The following is a 19,234-nucleotide window of genomic DNA, read 5'->3' as shown; positions in this document are numbered from 1 at the left end:
ATGACTACTCGAGGAATGTAAAATGCCGTTGAAGAAAATAATGAAGCGTTTAGGAATGGGCATCACCATTGCGGGAGTATTGTTGACCCCGTTTATGGCGAATGCAGCTAAAGCAGAATACAAATGGAAAATGGTAACAACTTGGCCTAAAAACTTTCCTGGTGTTGGGACTGGCGCAAATGAATTAGCAGAGCTAATCAATGAAATGAGTGATGGTCGTATTCAAGTTAAAGTTTACGGCGCAAAAGAATTAGTAGGCGCTTTAGAAGTGTTTGATGCGGTATCACGCGGTACGGCTGAAATGGGACATGGTGCATCCTATTATTGGAAAGGCAAAGTACCTTCCGCACAGTTTTTTACAACGGTTCCATTTGGTTTAACAGCACAAGAGTTAAACGGTTGGATTTACTATGGTGGTGGCCTTGCATTATGGCAAGAAGTTTACGAACCCTTTGGCGTACTACCAATGCCGGGTGGTAATACTGGCGCGCAAATGGGTGGTTGGTTCAATAAAAAAATTGATAGCCTTGCTGATTTAAAAGGGCTTAAAATGCGTATCCCTGGTTTAGGTGGTGAAATTTTAAAACGTGCGGGCGGCACACCGGTTTTATTACCTGGTAGTGAAATTTTCCCAGCATTACAGTCAGGCACGATTGATGCTACTGAATGGGTTGGTCCTTATAATGACTTAGCTTTTGGTTTAAATCGTGCGGCTAAATACTACTACTACCCAGGATGGCATGAGCCGGGTTCATCAGTAGAAGTATTATTTAATAAAGAAGCATTAGCAGCATTACCAAAAAATCTACAATCTATTGTGTTAAATGCGACTAAAATTGCGAATGCAAATATGTTAGCTGAATACACTACACGTAACAGTCAAGCGCTTGCTCAAGTTGCTAGTAAAGGTGATGTTCAAATATTACCTTACCCTGAAGATGTACTTAAGAAATTAAATGAGTTATCTGAGCAAGTTGTTAAAGAAGAATCAGAAAAAGATGAGATGAGTAAAAAAGTTTACGCTTCTTACAAAGCATACCGTGACCAAGTGATGAAATGGCATGATATTTCTGAACGCGCTTTCTTAAACGCAAGAAGTTTAAAATAGTGACATAGATAGTGTCTAATTTTACTGTTTAGTATTTCCAAGGGCTTAAAATGAATCAACGCTTTTTAAGCCCTTGTTCTTTTGATGATAGAGACTGTTATAATCGTTTTTTAGTTTTTGATTGAGAATCTATATGGATAACCCATCCCCTGTAATAATTAATTTGATCAAAAGTATCAATCGTTTTAGCGATGCTTTAGGTCGTTTTATCTCTTGGTTTGTTTTAGCTATTGTATTAATTACCTTTACCGTTGTTGTGATGCGTTATGTATTCAATACCGGTTCTGTTTTTATGCAAGAGTCTATTACTTACTTTCATAATTATGTGATCATGCTTGCGGCTGGTTATGCGCTGCTTAAAGGCGCACATGTACGTGTAGATATTTTCTATCGTCCAGCGAGTGCGAAGAAAAAAGCATGGGTCGATTTACTTGGCTTTATCTTTTTAATGTTACCAACCTGTTCTTTTATTCTTTATATTGCTTGGGAGTATGTGGCAGCGTCATGGAGTATTTTAGAAGGTTCACAAGAAGCGGGTGGTATTAATGCTCGTTACCTATTTAAAACAAGTATTTTATTAATGCCTGTATTGATGATTATACAAGGTGTAGCAGAAAGTCTAAAAGCAATTTTAGTGATTAAAGGTTATGAAAATCAAGTGCTTGAACTAGATGAGCAAGAAGAGGAACACGCATTATGATTGAACTTATTCCATTAGGCTTATTTGCTTTTGCTTTTGTCATTTTATTAATTGGCTACCCTGTGGCTTTTGCTTTATCTGGTTCGGCATTGTTGTTCGCTTTAATTGGCTATACAACAGGTACCTTCGATAGTGTTTTTCTTGAAGCCATTCCCAATCGTATTCAAGGCATCTTAATTAATGAATTATTAATCGCGATCCCTTTATTTGTATTTATGGGCGTGATGCTAGAAAAGTCAAAAATAGCAGAAGAACTACTAGATACCATGGGGCAAGTCTTTGGTGGTAAACCTGGCGGTCTTGGTTTATCCGTTCTAGTTGTTGGGATGTTACTTGCGGCTAGCACAGGTATTGTTGGTGCAACAGTAGTGACTATGGGATTATTGGCCTTACCGACAATGCTTAAGCGTGGTTATTCTCCACAAGTGGCGACAGGTGTTATTTGTGCTTCAGGTACCTTGGGGCAAATTATTCCGCCTTCTATTGTACTGGTGTTATTAGGTGACGTCATTTCATCGGCTTATCAACAAGCGCAATTAGACCAAGGTATTTTTTCACCTGAGAGTGTGACTGTCGGTGATTTGTTCTTAGGTGCATTAGTGCCGGGAATGTTGTTAGTCGCTTTGTATGCGCTTTATATTATTTTTATTGCTTTTTTTGCACCGAAAAAAGTACCGCCAATTCCTGCTGATGAACGCAAAGTTAGTAGAGAGTTATGGATGCAGGTATTGACTGTTTTAATTCCACCTATTACTTTGATTGTATTAGTACTTGGATCTATCTTAGCTGGGATTGCAACACCGACTGAAGCGGCTTCTGTCGGCTCGGTAGGCGCAATCATATTGGCTAAATTTAAGAAAACATTAAACTTAAATATTTTAAGGCAAGTATTAAGAAGTACTACTGAAGTCACTGCTATGGTCTTTATGATATTAATTGGTGCTTCTATTTTCTCATTAGTATTTAGAGGATTTGGTGGTGATGATTTAGTACGTGAATTCTTAACAGGTTTACCGGGCGGAGTATTTGGTGCAGTCTTCTTAGTGATGCTAGTCATGTTCTTATTAGGTTTCTTCTTAGACTTTATTGAAATCACGTTTGTGGTGATCCCAATTGTTGCTCCTGTTTTATTAACCATGGGAATCGATCCAATTTGGTTAGGTATTATGATTGCTTTGAACTTGCAAACATCATTCTTAACACCGCCTTTTGGGTTCTCACTCTTTTATCTCCGAGGTGTCGCACCCGATTCGGTTTCCACACCGCAGATATATCGAGGTGTAGTGCCTTTCATCGGCATTCAACTATTTGTTATTGGGTTGCTCGCTTATTATCCGCAACTAGCAACTTGGTTACCTGAGTTCGTTTACGGTTAATATTTACTGTTATTTGCAGTGAACCCTAGATAAATAAAAACCGCAAGCCAAGTAAATTGGGTTGCGGTTTTTTTATGGGCTTTCTGATCTCATTAATTTTAAACGGGTAATTTACCACTCAATTGTGATTTTTGTGCCAACTTCAACTAGATCTAGAAACTCATCGATTTCAGAATTTGTTAATGCGATGCAGCCATTCGTCCAATTAAATAGTTGAGTAATAGGGGAGAGAAAACCTAACCAATTTCGTTGTCCGTGCACCATAATAAATCCACCTGGAGAAACGCCAAGCTGTTTAGCATTTTCTTTATCCGCTGCTTGAGGGTAGCTAATATGCATGGCACGATAAAAGGAAGAGTCATCTTTTTTATAATCTAAGGTATAAGTGCCTTCGGGCGTCTTTTCGTCACCTTCTTGCTGTTTATGCCCTTTAGGATTTTCACCAAAAGCAACGTGATATTCTTTTACTATTTGTCCGTTGTCTAATAAATACATTTTGTTCTCAGACTTGTCGACTTTGACCAGATCGACTTTAGCTAAGGCGGTGTTAGACATAAAAAGGTTAGTTAACAGTAGTAATATGAATAGGGTGTGCTTCATCGTATTCTCTGTGGTTATATTGCGTTATTTAATGATAATAAGTCTATTATTTGAGACAAATGTTCAATGGAGTGATCCGCGGGTTTTATATTTTTAGGCCAATCATGAAAACCTTTTATCCAGATTGTTTTTAATCCTGCATTTCGTGAACCTTCAATATCGTTAATAGGATGATCGCCTACGTAACAACATTCTTCAGGTTTGAATCCCGCTTCAGTCAGTGTATTGATAAAGATTTCTTTAGCGGGTTTATTAATGCCAGCAGATTCGGAACTAACTAACTTGTTAACTTTGCTATACGCCGTTAGTGTTTCTGCTCTTGCTAATCGCGTGTCATGTGCTCCATTTGAAATGATACCAATATAAAAGCCTTGTTCAGATAAAGTTTGTAGTAATTCATTAGCGCCTTGCATAGCAACTGAATAAAGCGGAAATTGGTTATTCCAATGCGTTTTAAGCTGTTCAATAGTCGGTTCTGTATGCCAATTAAGTTGTTGATAAAGTGTTTCAGAAACGGCTTCTTTTACCGTTTTGTAAGGGGAATCTTTGGCTAAATAACCTCCATTATCTTGAGTTTTTATTATTGTAATAATATCTGTAATGGACGCTTCAAGTAATTGTGAGGCAAAGTCTTGATAAAATGCAGCCGCGTAAACTTCAATACTTTTGATTCTATGTATCAGTGTGTTGTCTAAGTCAAAATAGATTGCTTTAATCATTACTCTCTCCATGAGTTTATACTTAGTGGTAGATTTACTTTGCCTTATTGATGAATAGGATTAATTTTTTACCATCAGTTCGATTTTTAAACCTTGCTGTAAATAGCTTTGCTTTCTCTTAATAAGAAACTCAGGTGTATTTGAAGGCTCCGCAATAACAAAACCTGCTTCACCATAAAAGTTAATTAAATGGGAATGGGGTAAGCAGTAGCAAGGAAGTTGATTGGGAGATAATTTAGACATCATGTATTTCAATAATTCCTTCCCAATATGTTGACCGCGCAAATGAGGTAAAACTTGCATGCCTCTAAGTACTGGGATCCCTTGTTCAGAGGCTATGCGAACTACTGCGCAAAGTTTGTTATCTTGAAGTATATAAAAAACAGTGTCATCACTATTAAAAGTACCGCCATAACCACAGACAGCATAAAAGTCTGCTAGTTTTTTCAATTCATAGGCTTTTGCTTTTAATAATTGCAACACTACTTTCTACTACCTAATATTCTTAAAATTCGTAAGAATAAATTGATGATATCCATGTAAAGTGACGCTGCACTATCAATCGCATTATCATAGGTTTTAGGGATCGCATTTGCTCTTGCCCAATCATATCCAATATAACCACAGAAAATCAGGACAACTATCCAATCAATAATGTCGTGATGTGTTTTGAAAATGAAAATTTCAACTAATTCTACGACAATTACGCATATAAGGGCGATGCTTAATCCACCGATAATTTTATTAAAGAAAGCTGGATATAATGATCCTAATATCATCATAATAACAGTGACAGAAGCGGTAACGCGTATAGCTTCAAGTACAATATTTTGGTCATATTGACTAACGACTAAATTGATAATTAAGCCAAAGGGAACCACAACCAAGTTATAGCCGAGAAAACTAATCGCAGGAGTATTCGATTTTTTAAATAAATAAATACCAGTGAAGCATGTAACAAAGTAAGCGATAAAGAAGATTAAAGGATTAATATTCGCAATTGAATCCACAGAGATATTTAAAACCATTAGCCAGTTGATGGTAAAGCCCCACAAAAGGGTTAAACCGATTATTAAGTTATATAACGAAGGGCTAATGCGTTGATCATTAGTTTCAGTTCTATCAAATACAGAGTCGGTCATTACGTGTTTCCTTAGGTATGAGTTCTTAAATTTTAAACGGGGATGTTAAATACTCACTCTTTAGTTTATTGAGTGAGTATTCTGAGATTTTATTCTTTGGTTGCTAACTGAATTGTTTTTGATAACTCTTTAATCGCATTAAAGTTGGTTTCAATAGTAAATAATTCTTTAAAACCTTTTCTAACATTACTTTGATCTACGCCTTCAGACTTTGCGTAGCGAGCAAAAGCGGCGGCAGTGATTTTTATATCGTAAGCATATTTTTGAATATCAGTTTTAGCGATGACTTTATAAACTTCGCAACTTTCACTGTCCCATCCTTTGCTTTTTTGAAGCTTCATTTCAACTAAACAATTTAAGGTAATATCTTTATATTCATTAGATAGCTCAGCCATTTCTTGAAGGTCATCAATTTCATCTTTGTCCATCATTGAACAACCGGAAAGTAATGCTGTAAATAAAAATATCCAAACCTTTGCCATTTGCTTTTCCTTTTAGAAGTTGATGATTCATTAAATGGTTTTACTAAAACAAAAATAAAATATTATCACGGGAATTAGAAAAAGTTGTCTTTATTATTTAAATTCACGATCAAAAACCTAGAAAATAGCCTCTTTGTGAATCAATTAATGTTTATTTAAGTTGATGATTAGAGTGTAAAGCACTAATTAGATTGTTAGTTTTCCTACCTTGTTTGTTTACAATCGTTTATGATCGAAACTCTAACTTACACATTAAGAAAGGAAAAACTATGCGCATCACCGCTAATTTTGATTCAGGCAATATCGACGTTATTAATGCCGATGATAAAAAAGATATTCAACTTGCAATACGTCCAGATGCAGGAGGCGAGTTTTTTCAATGGTTTAACTTCCGCTTAGAAGGTGCAGTAGGTGAGCAATATATTCTGAATATTTTAAATGCTGGCGAATCTTCTTATGTTGAAGGCTGGGAAAATTATCAAGCCGTGGCTTCGTATGATCGCCAACATTGGTTTAGATTACCTACTTTTTATAAAGAAGGTAAATTAACGATTGCTGCGCAATTAGAATGTGAGTCGATTCAGATTGCCTACTTTGCACCTTACAGCTATGAACGTCATCAGGATTTATTAGCCGCAGTACAAACTCATCCTTTAGTAAGCTTGGTACATTTAGGTGAAACGCTTGATAAGCGCGATTTAACTTTAGTTAAAATTGGTAATGATGATGCTAACAAACGTAATATCTGGATCACTGCGCGTCAGCATCCTGGCGAAAGTATGGCTGAATGGTTAGTTGATGGATTAATGCATAGTTTGCTTGATAGCGACAATCCAACGGGTAAATTATTATTAGACAAAGCTAATTTCTACATAGTGCCTAATATGAACCCTGATGGTAGTGTGCGAGGACATTTACGTACGAATGCGGCAGGCATGAATTTAAACCGCGAGTGGCAAAATCCAAGTTTAGATAAAAGCCCTGAAGTTTTTCATGTGATCAAAAAAATGGAAGAAACGGGTGTTGATTTATTCTATGACGTACACGGAGACGAAGCATTACCTTATGTCTTTTTAGCAGGATCTGAAGGTGCGCCAAGTTATAGTGAACGATTAGCTAATTTACGTGAGCGATTCTCTGAAGTGCTTAAGTTAGCAAGTGCAGATTTCCAATCTGAATTTGGTTACGATGTTGATGCACCTGGCGAAGCAAATATGACTGTTGCAACAAATTGGGTTGCAGAGCGTTTTGATTGTTTGGCGAATACATTAGAAATGCCGTTTAAAGACAATGATAATTTACCTGATCCAACAATGGGCTGGTCTCCTGAGCGTTCAGTTAAATTAGGTGAAGCGTCATTGATCGCGATGTTAGCAGTCGTGGATGACTTGCGTTAATTTAACCGCTCATTTTACCTGCTCAAACTAAAATCAAGCTTAGCTCTATTTGCTAGGCTTTTTTATCTCTGTTTATTTAACTTGTAACACTAAGCTTTGATAAAGCGATGTGTTTTTGTCTTCTTCTACACAAATACTGAGTAGATCATCAATAAAGAGTTTCAAAGCCCGTTGTTCAATGGTTTTGATACTAACTTGAATCTCATCGGAGAGCATGTGATACATACTTGCTGCTCCAAAGTCTCCAAAGATGATATTCGCTTCTTCATCAAATAACGTATTGTGTGCGTACAAGTCGCCATGACAGACCTGCTGATTATGCATATGTTCAAAGACTTGTGTCATTTGATCGACTATTTTCTTTATCTTCTCAATGGATAAAGTGAATTCATTGTTAAAAGTATCTCGCGTACAAGTTTCTAACGTAGGAGGTAAACCTAGGTTTTTAAAATGAGGTGGAATTAACTCCATAATTAAAGCTAAGCAATCACTTTCATTTACTTGTGCAATCGAGCTTACTAAACTGTTGTGAATGCCTACTTTCAAACAAGCTTGTAATTCATCTTGAGGGTAGCCATCACTGGTTACTTCGCCTTTAAAGACCTTCACAGCAATTTCAGAAGGGAAGTGTTGTTGCTTATCTTCAATCCATTTTGCTTTATAAATAACACCTGATGCGCCTTGCCCTAACACTTCTTGTAAAACATAGTCTTTAGATGCCACTTCAGGCACTGAATCAATTGCATCACAGGCTTGGTTGGTTTGGCAAAAAGGATTACCTGAAAAAGCAAACCAAGCCAGTTTAGGTAGCGTTAATAGCTGTATCGGGAAAGCAACGAGTTGATTGGCTGAAATACGCAGTAGTTCAAGGTTAGTAAGCTGAGAAAAACTGTTAGGTAGATGAGTTAATTGATTACCTGCTAATGCGAGCTTTTGTAGGCGAGGACGTTTACCTAACATTTCTGGTAAGGCGGTTATTTTATTATCGGTTAAAATTAACCATCGTAATGTTAAAGGTAATGATTCCGCTGGTACTTCAGTGATTTGATTAGATTTAAAGCCAATCATTTCCAATAAAGGACATAAACCTAACACGCTCGGCAAACTTGTAAATTGATTATTAGAAGCAAAGATTATTTTGAGTTGCGTTAATTGAGCGATTTCATCAGGTAAGCTGCTGAGTTGGTTGTTAGAAAGATCTAATATTTCCAAACTATCGGCTAAGGATAAAATCTCCATTGGAAATGTTGTTAAATTTTCTGACAGTTGTAGGCGTTTAATGCCTTTCAATTCACCAGCTTTAAGTTGCTCAATCGTATGCAAAATGATTCCCTAATAAACAAAAAGGTCCAACTAACATGAACCTATTAAATAAAAGGGGTATTTGAACATAGAGTGGCGGCTATTCGCCACTTTAATTTAACACGGGTTAGTTCGTTAAAACATATTGCAATAAATAAACAGCTAAGACCCACATCATACTTGCGATAACAAAGTCGATGATTTGTTGGCTTCTTGGTTTTGATAAAACAGGTGCTAATTTTTGTCCCAATAACGCTAAACCAAAGAACCAAATAAATGAAGCACTCACACCACCAAAAACAAACCAAGGACGTTGCTCAGCAGTTAAGTTCGCTGCAAACCCACCTAAGATAACAATCGTGTCGATATACACATGTGGGTTCAAAATAGTAAAAGCACAACAAGCTAATACAATTGCCTTAAAGCTGCGGTTTTTATTATCTGTCTGTAAATTGTTGCCACCTTTAAAGGCGCTTTTAAAACACAAGAAACCATAATAAGCCATGAACACTGCGCCTAATATACCAATGCCAGTTAATAACCAAGGATAAGCGTTAAATACCTTTGCTCCACCCCAGACTCCAGCTGACATGAAAATAACATCTGCGATTGAACAAAACGCGGCAACAAATAAGTGATGTTGGCGTTTAATACCTTGGTTTAATACAAACGCGTTTTGCATACCAATAGGCATGATTAATGTTGCCATTAAGGTAAGACCAGTAAAATAAGTGCTAAACATAAAATCTCAATAATATGGGGTTGTTGAAAATAGGTGGCTACTATAGTTTTTTTATTTATGTTAGTGTAGCTAATAAATTTAATGATTGATTAGTTTTTCTTATGTTGTTTTGAATAAAATCCATTACAACAAGATAATCATGGGCTAATTGATGGTTCAGTGCATGAAAAGGACGTTATATGGATCTAAGTAATATCGACTATAAGTTATTAAAAGCCTTGGATGCCGTTGTGTCAGAGCAAAGTTTTGAACGTGCAGCACAACGTCTTTTTATTACTCAGTCAGCTGTGTCTCAACGTATCAAGTTATTAGAGAAATTATTTGGTGAGCCTTTATTAATTCGTTCAACACCGCCGCAATCTTCAGAATTAGGGCGTTTGTTGTTAGGTCATTATCAACGCGTCTTACAATTAGAAACAGAGCTTAATCAGCAATTAGATTTAAAAAGTAACCAATCACAGACTTTACCACTTGCGGTAAACGCAGATAGTTTAGCAAGTTGGTTGATTACTGCTTTGAGCCCGTTATTACAACAAAAGAATGTGCAGCTTAATTTATTTGTTCAAGATGAATCGACTACATGGGAAAGAATGCGTAGCGGTGAGGCGTTGGCATGCTTAAGTAGCAAAGAAAAAGCAATTAGTGGCAGTGATAGTCATTTTTTAGGTTATATGGAATATATTTGCGTAGCGAGTCCAGATTTTATTGAGCGTTTCTTTAAACAAGGCGTCAATAAGGAAAGCTTAAAACATGCGCCAGCGATGTCATTTGATCAGCATGATGATATGCACTTAGCTTTTCTAAGAGAGCATTTTCAATTGGAAATGGGACAGTATCCTTGCCATACCATTAGGTCTTCTGAAGCTTTTGTTGATTTAACCCTAGCCAGTGGTGCTTATAGCTTTAATACCGAGTTTAGTGTGCGTGAACATTTACGTAATGGACGTTTGATTGATATTTTGCCTGAGCATAAAGTGCGTGTGCCTTTATATTGGCATTGTTGGCAATTAGGCGGTGAATTAATGCAAGAATTGAGTATGCAAGTGATTAACTACGCTAGGCAAGTATTGGAAACCGTCAATTAAAGAATGAGCTTAAGTAAGCTCTCTTAACTCTTTTAATAACGAACTTAATCTTTTTGCATGATTTTCAGGTAAGTGCGTATTACTCAATAATAAGAAACTATTTTGGCATTGTTTAACTAATTTATTTCTGTCTTTATCTTTATCCGCTTTATCTTGCAATATACGAATAAGTACTTGCGAGCGATTTAATAATGCGCCTGAGTTGAGTGGCTCTAATGCTAAGGCTTGATCAAAGCTATCTAATGCTTCTTCAAGTGCGCCCGCACTAAAGTACTTAATACCCATTTGATTATAACCTTTAAAGCTTTTCATACGCGTTGTAAGCCCTTCACCAGTTTGTTTTTTAATGTTTATCGCTGTGGTGGGATCGATAATATCGCGCGTCTCTAATTCTTTTAAATATGGTGCAGCTTCTTCAAATTCTCCGATTTCTAATAATGAAAACAAAGTTTCTGTTAAAAATGTCGTATCAAATTCAGAAATAGGCTCTTCAGTTTTTCTCAGTGTATTAAAAATTCGACGTTTGGCTTTAAGCGGCTCATCCATGGCAAAGGAAACTTTCGCTTGGCAGATTTCATCAAAGCCTGCGAAGTTAAAATCATGGTTTCTTCCTTCCTCAAAACGGCTTTGATAAAGTGTTGAATTGACCTTTTTTAAAATGTTTTTACGTATGCCCATGTCTTTTTCTTGCTTAGCAAATTCGATAATACTACGAATGTAATTAGCAAGGTGGCAAGGATCTGGATAAAAGGAGTTACGGTTTAATGATAAAATTGCAGAATAGCTGTTAAGCATGATCTTATGCTCTTGCATTTCATTCGCCAATAACACCACTTCTTGATGTCGTTCAATACTATGATTGGTGGTCTCTGCTGCCTGTGTCAATATAACCAGTGCTTTTTCTAATTCACCATTATCTTTATATGCTCGCGCCAACCATCGATAAGCTTCCATTTGTAATGGCGTGTATTCGATCAAACGTTTTAATACTTCGATAGCTTGAACATATTTCTTTTGTAAATAATAAGCTTTTCCTAAACTGATACTTGGCCTTACTAAAGGCCTTAAATCAATTAAGGGTTTTAAAATCGTTTCTGCTGCACTGAATTCTTCTATTTGAATATAGATATCTGCGAGTAAATTTTTACAAAGGCTACGGTGCTTAGTTTCTTTATCGATCTTTTCTTTGCATTGTTGGATAGCTTGTTCGTACTTTTCTTCAGAAAGGGATTGAAAGATATCTTGAAATATTAATTTACGTTTTGTCGCTGCGGCTAATCGATTACTTAATTGAACCTGCGAGAAAGGTTTCATTAAATAATCATCTGGAGACTTTTCAATTGCCGTTAACACCATCCCTTTGCTGCTGTCGCCAGTAATAATAAAACATAATGCGTGGTTAGGGACGAGTTGATTTCTTTTTAAGTAATCGAGTAATTGAGCGCCGTTTTTTCCTGAACCTAAATTGTAATCTAACAGATATATATCGTATTGAACTCGGTTGGCAATTCTTACTGCTTGGTCTGCTGTTTCTGCAAAATTTATGTTTTTGGCGCCTTGATTAGTCAGCATCGTTTTAAGCATGACATGGAATGGCTTTTGATCATCTACGATTAATATTGTTTTATCACTGTAGTTAAACATAATCAGGTTCTTTTTTAAAAACGAAAGCTTATTGCTCAGTGTAGAGTAATTTTTATCAATAAATAAGCAATACTAGCTAAAGGTATAAAATTTGTGAAATAAAATTTAAAACAAGCAGGGGGAATATCGAAGTTGAAATGGTGGAGGGAGGTGGATTCGAACCACCGAAGCTTTCGCGACAGATTTACAATCTGTTCCCTTTGGCCACTCGGGAACCCCTCCGTTATTTCGCAAAAGATAATATCAGAAAATAAGCGCTTGTGAAGATTAAAGTTTAAAAAAACATTAAATAAAATCAATTTGTTGCCGATAAAGAGAATAGTTTACCAAGGAATCTTTTTATCGTATGAATATCGAACAGCTTGATCAACAAGTTATTATTAACGAATGGCAATTAGGACAGCAGTTAAATACCGCTGTGCATAGTGGCACTCGTGAAAAATTTAATTTGTTATTAAGTTTTTTGTCCGATGATGCGCGTGATTTTGCACAATTTGATATAAAGAACCCAGATCCTGATGTCAATGAAGCACCTGATTTACGGGCTAGGTTTAACTTGTCTGCCGCACAACCTTTAGTTAATGAAGGTCCTTCTGAAGTATTATTGGCTGAGCTTAATAATGACTTACAACAAACTAGGTTACATGATATTCGCCTTAAACAGCTCCTTTCCAATGAAGCTATTTTATCTAAAGCCACAGAAGGGGCTTTGCCAATAGATGTGCTTGATAACTTACCTTTAATAAAGCAACAAAGGATCAACCAAGCGTATCAAGCAAATACCGCTGAAATTGTGGTTAATGATCGAGAACCTAAGATCGCACAAGGTGTTGATGCTCATCTATTAGATGAATATTCAAACTTAGATTTAGCTAACCGACCTATACAGGTGAGTTATGCATAATTTTTTATTTTTACGCAATAGACTTTTACATCTCTAATTTTACTTCTTGTATGAAATTAGGTTTTAGGAAAATTTATGAAAAATAAAACCTTTAAATTAATAAGCTGCTTTTTACTCACTCTGAGTAGCACGGGGTTATTATCTGGCTGTATTGGCAGTAATGTTGCTACTTCTAAAGTACTACAATTTAATTTGGAAGTAGTTGAAAATAAGTATGCTCGTGGTGGTGTGAACGTACTACTGACACCTGTTTATGCGTTAACTGTTGCCGTTGATCTACTTGTGTTTAACACCATTGAGTTCTGGGCAGGAGAAAGCCCATTAAATGGCGAAAAACATATTTTTGATTCAACAAACTCTCCCGTGTATCAAGTTGACCAAAAAGTATTAATTCCTGAAAGAACATTCACTTCAATTAATAATGAGCAAACTAATAAACAAGTTTATTCAGTACAAGCGACACTTATTAATAAAAATACAGTGGATTATAATATTGTTTACAATAATGGTGATGTGGCTGTGTTAAGAGGGGATAAGTCAGGTGAAGAGATCACTTTCTATCTTGATGGAAAACTTGTTACACATGCTTCTATTAATGATTTGCAAGCGTATTTAAATCCTTAGTTCCTATCTAAAAAAATGCCCTGTTGTCTAGCAGGGCATTTGATATTCAGTATTTAAAAACATTCATTTAAAGCCGTTATTTAAACACAACGGTTCTGTTGGCATACACAAACACTTTATCATCTAGTACTTGTTGTAAAGCTCGACTTAATACTGACTTCTCCACATCCTTACCAGCTTTAGCTAGTGCTTCTGCGCTGTAAGCATGGTCGATATGCGCTACATCTTGAGTAATGATTGGACCTTCATCTAAGTCGTTATTAACAAAGTGGGCCGTTGCGCCAATGATTTTCACACCACGATCAAAGGCTTGCTGGTAAGGTTTTGCGCCAATAAAAGCAGGTAAAAATGAATGGTGAATATTAATTAACTTATTGTCATAAGCTTCAACAAATTTAGGCGTTAGAATACGCATGTATTTAGCAAGAATAACGTAGTCAGGTGTATAAGGTGCAATTGCTTCTAAAACCTTATTTTCATGCTCTTCACGCGTTAAACCTTCATGGCTTACTGTGTGGTAAGGAATATTAAATTTAGTGACTAAGTCTTCTAAAATATCGTAGTTACCAATGACTGCTGCAATTTCTACATCGATACCACCATAGGTGCTCTTCATTAAGATATCACCTAAACAATGTGCTTCTTTTGTCACTAATATCACAATACGTTTGCGTTGATTAGAACAAATTAGTGAGCGATTTGAACCTTTTGGTAAATTTAAATCTAAATCCGCTAATAAAGTTTGATCATTAAAAATGCCTTCAAGCTCAGTACGCATGAAGAAACGGTTATGTTGATGGTCAACAAACTCATTATTTTTAACGATATTAAGTTGGTGTTTTTGACAGATATTAGTAATTTGCGCAATTAATCCTTTTGCATCAGGGCAATCGGTTAGCAGTGTTTTCTTTTCCATTAGTTTCTCTATTATTTTGATCATGCTGTTATTGGCCACAACATTTTTTATATTTTTTACCGCTTCCACAGGGGCAAGCATCATTGCGGCTTATCTTACCTGATTTTTCACTTGGATAAAAAGTTCCGTCACAATAAAGCCATTGATCATGATCTTTCACAAAGTTAGAACGCTCATGGTGACAGTTTAAGTGGCCTTCCTGTGTGTACCAAGCTTTGAATTCAACAAAGCCTGTTTGTTGATGTGTTTCTGTTGCAATGATCTCTAAGTTCTTCCAATCCAGTGATGCTTCAGAAAGAGCTGCAACAGTTAATTCTCCACGATAATCGATATGGTAAGTGTTAAATAAATACTCCCCGAGCTGTAAACAAAAGGCACTAAACCGTGAACGCATGAGTTGTTCACAGGTCTTCGGCTTTTCTTGTTGCATATGAAATGGTTCGCAACAATTCTGATACTGCTGTCCACTTTTACAAGGGCAGGGCATTGGCTTCATTTTCTTTAATCCATAAAAAAAGCGCTCAATGAGCGCTTTAATAATTTCTATTATTCACTCAGCTTATTTTTGTTTGTAAGCATCGTTGTGAATGCCAGCAGCACGACCAGAAGGATCAGCATTATTCTGGAAACTTTCATCCCATGCTAATGCTTCAACGGTTGAACAAGCCACTGATTTACCATGAGGAACACATTCTGCTGCACTATCAAGTGGGAAATGCTCTTCAAAAATAGTACGGTAGAAGTAAGCTTCTTTAGTATCTGGTGTGTTAATTGGGAATTTGAATTCCGCAGACGCTAACTGTTGATCCGTTACTAATGTTTCAACATGTTCTTTTAATGTATCGATCCAGTTGTAGCCAACACCATCAGAGAATTGCTCTTTTTGACGCCATAATACTTCTGGTAATAGTTGACCATCAAAGGCTTCACGTAGGATATTTTTCTCGATACGACCATCTTTGATCATTTTAAGTTCAGGGTTAGTACGCATTGCTACGTCTAAGAACTCTTTATCTAAGAAAGGTACACGCGCTTCAACGCCCCAAGCTGCCATTGATTTATTAGCACGTAAACAGTCAAACATATGAAGCTTACTTAGTTTACGGTTTAGTTCCTCATGGAATTCTTGTGCATTAGGTGCTTTATGGAAGTATAAGTAACCACCGAAGATTTCATCAGCACCTTCACCAGAAAGTACCATTTTGATACCCATTGCTTTAATTTTACGCGCCATTAAGTACATAGGCGTAGAAGCTCGGATAGTGGTTACATCATAAGTTTCTAAGTGGTAGATAACTTCTTTTAACGCATCAATACCGTTTTGAACAGTAAAGATGATTGGATGGTGAATAGTACCTAATTCATCAGCCACTTTTTGTGCTGCTGCTAAATCTGGTGAGCCTTCAAGACCCACAGAGAAAGAGTGAAGTTGTGGCCACCATGCGCCGCTTTGATCGTTATCTTCAATACGTTGTTTAGCAAATTTTTGCGTTATAGCAGAAATAACAGATGAATCTAAACCACCTGATAATAAAACACCGTATGGTACGTCACACATTAATTGACGTTTTACAGAGTCTTCTAATGCTTTACCGATTTCTGCAGCGCTGCCGCCGTTATCTTTAACTGCATCATATTCCATCCAATCACGAACGTAATATTTAGTTAATTCACCTACTTCGCTATCTAGGAAGTGTCCTGGTGGGAATTCAGATACTTTTGCACAAATTGGTGTTAATGCTTTCATTTCAGATGCAACATAGTAGTTACCATGCTCATCCCAGCCTTGATACAGTGGGATGATACCCATGTGATCACGGCCGATTAAGTATTTGTCTTTTTCTTGGTCATATAAACAGAAAGCAAAGATACCGTTTAGGTCATCTAAAAATGCATTACCTTTCTCTTCGTATAAACCTAAGATGATTTCACAGTCAGACTTAGTTTTGAATTGGTAGCCACAAGTTAGCTCAGCAGCTAATTCTTTGTGGTTGTAGATTTCACCATTTACAGCAAGTATGTGTGTATTATTTTGATTGTATAGCGGCTGTGCACCTGTATTAACGTCAACGATAGAAAGACGTTCATGAACAAGGATTGCTTTATCAGACGAGTAAACACCAGACCAATCTGGGCCACGGTGACGAAGCAGTTTTGACATTTCAATTGCTTGTTGGCGCAATGCGATAGGATCGCTTTTAATGTCGAGCACACCAAAAATAGAACACATAGGGTTACCTTTTTTATTGTAAACGGACTGGAAAGTTATCCGTAACTTCTTAAATTGCTTATAAGTACGAGATAAATAATAAATGTACTTAGTGATCAAGTGAGATCAAAAATATTAGTGTTATGATTTTTGCAGAATAAACAGCAAAAGTCACACGAAATCAGTGCAATTTACTAACAAAAATCACTGATCCGATGATATTTCTTGTTATAAGTCGAGTTTATGAGGACTTTTGGGTAAAACAGACTGTAAATCGTTCCAGATATGTCTTGCGAAACCCGCACCAGCTTCTTCATACATATTAAATACTAAGTCGATACCTAGCTCGCGCAGTTCAGTTTCATCTCTTTTGTAATGTGCAAGCGCGGCCACTTTAAAGTTGTAGTCATCTATCTTATTAAGTTGCTCTGCAGCATAGCGGTTACCATTATGATCGGGCATAGCCAGTAGAATTAATTTGATATTGTCAGTGAGCTGTAATTTATTCCAAAAATCAGAATCGAGAGCGTCACCTGTGATCACTCGTCGACCTGCTTGTCTATGTTCAATGGTTGTTTGGTGATTATAATCGACGCCCATTACTTTTTCGCCATAACTTAGTTTTAACGCATCATAAGCACCGGCGCCAATTCTCCCCATTCCCATTACTAATATTTGTGAATCACCCACGCGCACCGGTCTATCGTCTAAATGTAAACGAGTGGATTGAAAGCGTTTAAGGGCAAAGCTGTAATAGGTGTAAATATTGTCTGCATATTTATTGAGCAGAGCGGCAATAATAAAGCTTAAGGAAACCGCGATGGCGGTAATAATTAACCAATCCTGTGATAACCAACCTTGATGTGTTGCTAATGAGGCTACAATTAAACCGAACTCACTGTAATTTGCGAGGCTAAAGGCTGCAAATAACGAAGTACGCGAACGTAGTTTGAAGCGGCTTAAGGTTAAGAAATAAAGTATTATTTTACCTGCTAATAATAGTGTTATTAACCCTGCGACCAATAAATGATCCATATGTGGGAAGCCGCCCAGTCCAATACTCAAGAAGAAGCAGACTAAAAATAACTCCTTTAGATTAAATAATGACTTAGCCATTTCTTTTGCACTAGGATGCCCCGCTAGTAACATACCTGCAATTAAAGCCCCAAGGTCAGCTTTCATACCCACACTTTCAAATAAACCTGCACCAATCACTAAAGCTAGGAAGAAACCATATAAGACTAATAACTCACCATGGCCAGCTCTATCTAGTAATTTATATAATAAAGGTCGAATTAGCGGTAAGGCCAATAAACCAATGGCCCATATAGATGGGATTTTACCAAGGGATACTGTTAAAAATAGGACGGCAAAAATATCTTGCATAATCAGTATGCCGATAGCAATACGACCGTAAAGTGAATTGGTTTCACTTTTTTCTTCTAAGATTTTTACAGCAAAAACAGTACTAGAAAAGCTAAGAGCAAAGGAAATAAGCAATATGCCCAGGGTATCTAACTCTGCGAATAACGATAAACCAAACTGTTTGATTGCAAATAAAACGACTGTGTAGAAAATGATACTCGCCGCGATATGAATACTCGCTCCACCCCAAACTTCAGATTTAAACAAAGTGCGGATATCAAGTTTTAAGCCTATTGAGAAAAGAAGTAGGGTGACGCCTAAATTAGCAAAAATAACTAAAGCGTCATTGGATTCAAATCCTAGTGAGTTCAGCGCAAAACCTGCTAATAAAAATCCGACCATAGGGGGTAAACCCGTTAGGTTAATGATCATACCAAAGGTGAAAGCTACGCCTATAAAAAGTAATATTGTGCTATCCATGCATCCACTTATTTAATTAGGTTGTGAGAAAAATAAAGCGTTTATTAATTTTTGATTTTAGGTGATTGAATAAAAGAGGGCAATCCCTATTTATAATGGAGTTCCAGTAACGATAACTAGACAACATTTGTCGGTTACTGATTTCTATTTCATTGATTGTAGACGAGATTTAACTTAGTAGGGAAGTTATAGGCTTTTTATATTAATGCTTTCGTTACTTTTGCTGCAACAAAGTAAAACTTCGCCGTCTTTTAAGTAAGCCATTGGGAAGGTTGAATAATCAACATTGCCAGAAACGAGTATTGAGCGGCATGCGCCACAGTGACCATCTCTACAATGAAATTCAACAGACACTGCTTGAGCTTCTAAATTCTCAAGCAGTGTTTTGTTTGGGTCAAGTTGGTATTCTTGACCATTGTAAGTAAAACTTGATGCCATA

At 36.6% G+C, this 19,234-nt stretch carries 20 protein-coding genes and 1 tRNA gene; 7 read left to right on the top strand and 14 right to left on the bottom strand.

The features are described from left to right. Window positions 1–22: 22 nt before the first annotated feature. The 3 genes from E2R67_RS10895 (at window position 23) to E2R67_RS10885 (ending at window position 3,184) form a co-directional block, all read left to right on the top strand. A complete protein-coding gene (locus E2R67_RS10895) occupies window positions 23–1,108 on the top strand; it encodes a TRAP transporter substrate-binding protein (protein ID WP_134290987.1) in 1,086 nt (361 codons plus the stop codon). Between the two features lie 133 nt (window positions 1,109–1,241). After that, entirely contained in the window at window positions 1,242–1,808 is a 567-nt protein-coding gene (locus E2R67_RS10890; RefSeq protein ID WP_134290986.1) for a TRAP transporter small permease subunit, read from the top strand. Continuing rightward, complete coding sequence (locus E2R67_RS10885) at window positions 1,805–3,184, top strand: TRAP transporter large permease (RefSeq protein WP_134290985.1); 1,380 nt, start codon at window positions 1,805–1,807, stop codon at window positions 3,182–3,184. The genes E2R67_RS10890 and E2R67_RS10885 overlap by 4 nt, the downstream gene beginning before the upstream one ends. Before the next feature lie 111 nt (window positions 3,185–3,295). On the opposite strand, the gene E2R67_RS10880 is transcribed toward E2R67_RS10885, so the two are convergent. The 5 genes from E2R67_RS10880 to E2R67_RS10860 all read right to left on the bottom strand — a co-directional run bounded on the left by E2R67_RS10880 (window position 3,296) and on the right by E2R67_RS10860 (window position 6,127). After that, window positions 3,296–3,784 carry a L,D-transpeptidase family protein gene (locus E2R67_RS10880; protein WP_134290984.1) on the bottom strand — a complete coding sequence of 163 codons (489 nt, stop codon included), beginning with the start codon at window positions 3,782–3,784 and terminating at the stop codon, window positions 3,296–3,298. A 14-nt stretch (window positions 3,785–3,798) separates the two neighbouring features. Next, on the bottom strand, window positions 3,799–4,503 hold the full coding sequence (locus E2R67_RS10875; RefSeq protein WP_166739369.1) for an HAD family hydrolase: 705 nt from the start codon (window positions 4,501–4,503) through the stop codon (window positions 3,799–3,801). 60 nt (window positions 4,504–4,563) lie between these two features. Further along, on the bottom strand, window positions 4,564–4,986 hold the full coding sequence (locus E2R67_RS10870; protein WP_134290982.1) for a GNAT family N-acetyltransferase: 423 nt from the start codon (window positions 4,984–4,986) through the stop codon (window positions 4,564–4,566). Beyond that, a complete protein-coding gene (locus E2R67_RS10865) occupies window positions 4,986–5,645 on the bottom strand; it encodes a Bax inhibitor-1 family protein (RefSeq protein WP_134290981.1) in 660 nt (219 codons plus the stop codon). Before E2R67_RS10865 ends, E2R67_RS10870 begins: the two co-directional genes overlap by 1 nt. An 89-nt stretch (window positions 5,646–5,734) precedes the next feature. Further along, on the bottom strand, window positions 5,735–6,127 hold the full coding sequence (locus E2R67_RS10860; RefSeq protein WP_134290980.1) for a hypothetical protein: 393 nt from the start codon (window positions 6,125–6,127) through the stop codon (window positions 5,735–5,737). Window positions 6,128–6,396: 269 nt separating this feature from the next. On the opposite strand from E2R67_RS10860, the gene E2R67_RS10855 reads away from it, so the two are divergent. After that, window positions 6,397–7,524, top strand: a complete 1,128-nt coding sequence (locus E2R67_RS10855) for a M14 family metallopeptidase (protein WP_134290979.1) — start codon at window positions 6,397–6,399, stop codon at window positions 7,522–7,524. A gap of 72 nt (window positions 7,525–7,596) precedes the next feature. Here E2R67_RS10855 and E2R67_RS10850 read toward each other — a convergent pair whose 3' ends face one another. Continuing rightward, the gene (locus E2R67_RS10850) at window positions 7,597–8,847 is read right to left on the bottom strand and encodes a leucine-rich repeat-containing protein kinase family protein (RefSeq protein ID WP_134290978.1); all 1,251 of its coding nucleotides are present in this window, start codon (window positions 8,845–8,847) and stop codon (window positions 7,597–7,599) included. Between the two features lie 106 nt (window positions 8,848–8,953). Next, window positions 8,954–9,568, bottom strand: coding sequence for a LysE/ArgO family amino acid transporter (locus E2R67_RS10845; RefSeq protein ID WP_134290977.1), 615 nt, complete (start codon window positions 9,566–9,568; stop codon window positions 8,954–8,956). A gap of 179 nt (window positions 9,569–9,747) precedes the next feature. On the opposite strand from E2R67_RS10845, the gene E2R67_RS10840 reads away from it, so the two are divergent. Next, window positions 9,748–10,653, top strand: a complete 906-nt coding sequence (locus E2R67_RS10840) for a LysR family transcriptional regulator ArgP (RefSeq protein WP_134290976.1) — start codon at window positions 9,748–9,750, stop codon at window positions 10,651–10,653. Between the two features lie 9 nt (window positions 10,654–10,662). On the opposite strand, the gene E2R67_RS10835 is transcribed toward E2R67_RS10840, so the two are convergent. Further along, the gene (locus tag E2R67_RS10835; RefSeq protein WP_134290975.1) at window positions 10,663–12,297 is read right to left on the bottom strand and encodes a tetratricopeptide repeat protein; all 1,635 of its coding nucleotides are present in this window, start codon (window positions 12,295–12,297) and stop codon (window positions 10,663–10,665) included. 138 nt (window positions 12,298–12,435) lie between these two features. Next, window positions 12,436–12,519, bottom strand: a tRNA-Tyr gene (locus tag E2R67_RS10830). 124 nt (window positions 12,520–12,643) lie between these two features. Between E2R67_RS10830 and E2R67_RS10825 the strand changes: the two genes are divergently transcribed. Both E2R67_RS10825 and E2R67_RS10820 read left to right on the top strand, forming a co-directional pair. Beyond that, window positions 12,644–13,201, top strand: coding sequence for a VC2046/SO_2500 family protein (locus tag E2R67_RS10825; protein WP_134290974.1), 558 nt, complete (start codon window positions 12,644–12,646; stop codon window positions 13,199–13,201). Between the two features lie 75 nt (window positions 13,202–13,276). Further along, window positions 13,277–13,825, top strand: coding sequence for a DUF3332 family protein (locus E2R67_RS10820; RefSeq protein ID WP_134290973.1), 549 nt, complete (start codon window positions 13,277–13,279; stop codon window positions 13,823–13,825). A gap of 76 nt (window positions 13,826–13,901) precedes the next feature. Here E2R67_RS10820 and purU read toward each other — a convergent pair whose 3' ends face one another. The 5 genes from purU to yfaE form a co-directional block, all read right to left on the bottom strand. Then, on the bottom strand, window positions 13,902–14,741 hold the full coding sequence (gene purU, locus E2R67_RS10815) for a formyltetrahydrofolate deformylase (protein ID WP_134290972.1): 840 nt from the start codon (window positions 14,739–14,741) through the stop codon (window positions 13,902–13,904). 28 nt (window positions 14,742–14,769) lie between these two features. Continuing rightward, window positions 14,770–15,237, bottom strand: coding sequence for a YchJ family protein (locus E2R67_RS10810; protein ID WP_134290971.1), 468 nt, complete (start codon window positions 15,235–15,237; stop codon window positions 14,770–14,772). Window positions 15,238–15,300: 63 nt separating this feature from the next. Continuing rightward, window positions 15,301–16,971: an asparagine synthase B gene (gene asnB / locus E2R67_RS10805; RefSeq protein WP_134290970.1), complete on the bottom strand. Its 1,671-nt coding sequence runs from the start codon at window positions 16,969–16,971 to the stop codon at window positions 15,301–15,303. Window positions 16,972–17,178: 207 nt separating this feature from the next. Beyond that, window positions 17,179–18,795 (bottom strand): cation:proton antiporter domain-containing protein, encoded by a 1,617-nt coding sequence (locus E2R67_RS10800; protein WP_134290969.1) that lies wholly within the window; start codon window positions 18,793–18,795, stop codon window positions 17,179–17,181. 186 nt (window positions 18,796–18,981) lie between these two features. Beyond that, window positions 18,982–19,233 (bottom strand): class I ribonucleotide reductase maintenance protein YfaE, encoded by a 252-nt coding sequence (gene yfaE, locus E2R67_RS10795; protein WP_134290968.1) that lies wholly within the window; start codon window positions 19,231–19,233, stop codon window positions 18,982–18,984. Between the last annotated feature and the right edge of the window lies 1 nt (window position 19,234).

The sequence above is a fragment of the Psychromonas algicola genome (assembly GCF_004378355.1).
Lineage (GTDB): Bacteria > Pseudomonadota > Gammaproteobacteria > Enterobacterales > Psychromonadaceae > Psychromonas.
This window is presented reverse-complemented; position numbering and strand designations above follow the sequence as displayed.

Bases quoted from the DNA above. Each gene is read 5' to 3' on its own strand.
- E2R67_RS10825 (WP_134290974.1), top strand. From the start codon at position 12,644: ATGAATATCGAACAGCTTGATCAACAAGTTATTATTAACGAATGGCAA.
- E2R67_RS10855 (WP_134290979.1), top strand. From the start codon at position 6,397: ATGCGCATCACCGCTAATTTTGATTCAGGCAATATCGACGTTATTAAT.
- E2R67_RS10800 (WP_134290969.1), bottom strand. From the start codon at position 18,795: ATGGATAGCACAATATTACTTTTTATAGGCGTAGCTTTCACCTTTGGT.
- E2R67_RS10810 (WP_134290971.1), bottom strand. From the start codon at position 15,237: ATGAAGCCAATGCCCTGCCCTTGTAAAAGTGGACAGCAGTATCAGAAT.
- E2R67_RS10885 (WP_134290985.1), top strand. From the start codon at position 1,805: ATGATTGAACTTATTCCATTAGGCTTATTTGCTTTTGCTTTTGTCATT.
- E2R67_RS10880 (WP_134290984.1), bottom strand. From the start codon at position 3,784: ATGAAGCACACCCTATTCATATTACTACTGTTAACTAACCTTTTTATG.
- E2R67_RS10895 (WP_134290987.1), top strand. From the start codon at position 23: ATGCCGTTGAAGAAAATAATGAAGCGTTTAGGAATGGGCATCACCATT.
- E2R67_RS10890 (WP_134290986.1), top strand. From the start codon at position 1,242: ATGGATAACCCATCCCCTGTAATAATTAATTTGATCAAAAGTATCAAT.
- E2R67_RS10840 (WP_134290976.1), top strand. From the start codon at position 9,748: ATGGATCTAAGTAATATCGACTATAAGTTATTAAAAGCCTTGGATGCC.
- asnB (WP_134290970.1), bottom strand. From the start codon at position 16,971: ATGTGTTCTATTTTTGGTGTGCTCGACATTAAAAGCGATCCTATCGCA.
- E2R67_RS10875 (WP_166739369.1), bottom strand. From the start codon at position 4,503: ATGATTAAAGCAATCTATTTTGACTTAGACAACACACTGATACATAGA.
- E2R67_RS10860 (WP_134290980.1), bottom strand. From the start codon at position 6,127: ATGGCAAAGGTTTGGATATTTTTATTTACAGCATTACTTTCCGGTTGT.
- E2R67_RS10845 (WP_134290977.1), bottom strand. From the start codon at position 9,568: ATGTTTAGCACTTATTTTACTGGTCTTACCTTAATGGCAACATTAATC.
- E2R67_RS10820 (WP_134290973.1), top strand. From the start codon at position 13,277: ATGAAAAATAAAACCTTTAAATTAATAAGCTGCTTTTTACTCACTCTG.
- E2R67_RS10865 (WP_134290981.1), bottom strand. From the start codon at position 5,645: ATGACCGACTCTGTATTTGATAGAACTGAAACTAATGATCAACGCATT.
- E2R67_RS10835 (WP_134290975.1), bottom strand. From the start codon at position 12,297: ATGTTTAACTACAGTGATAAAACAATATTAATCGTAGATGATCAAAAG.
- purU (WP_134290972.1), bottom strand. From the start codon at position 14,741: ATGGAAAAGAAAACACTGCTAACCGATTGCCCTGATGCAAAAGGATTA.
- yfaE (WP_134290968.1), bottom strand. From the start codon at position 19,233: ATGGCATCAAGTTTTACTTACAATGGTCAAGAATACCAACTTGACCCA.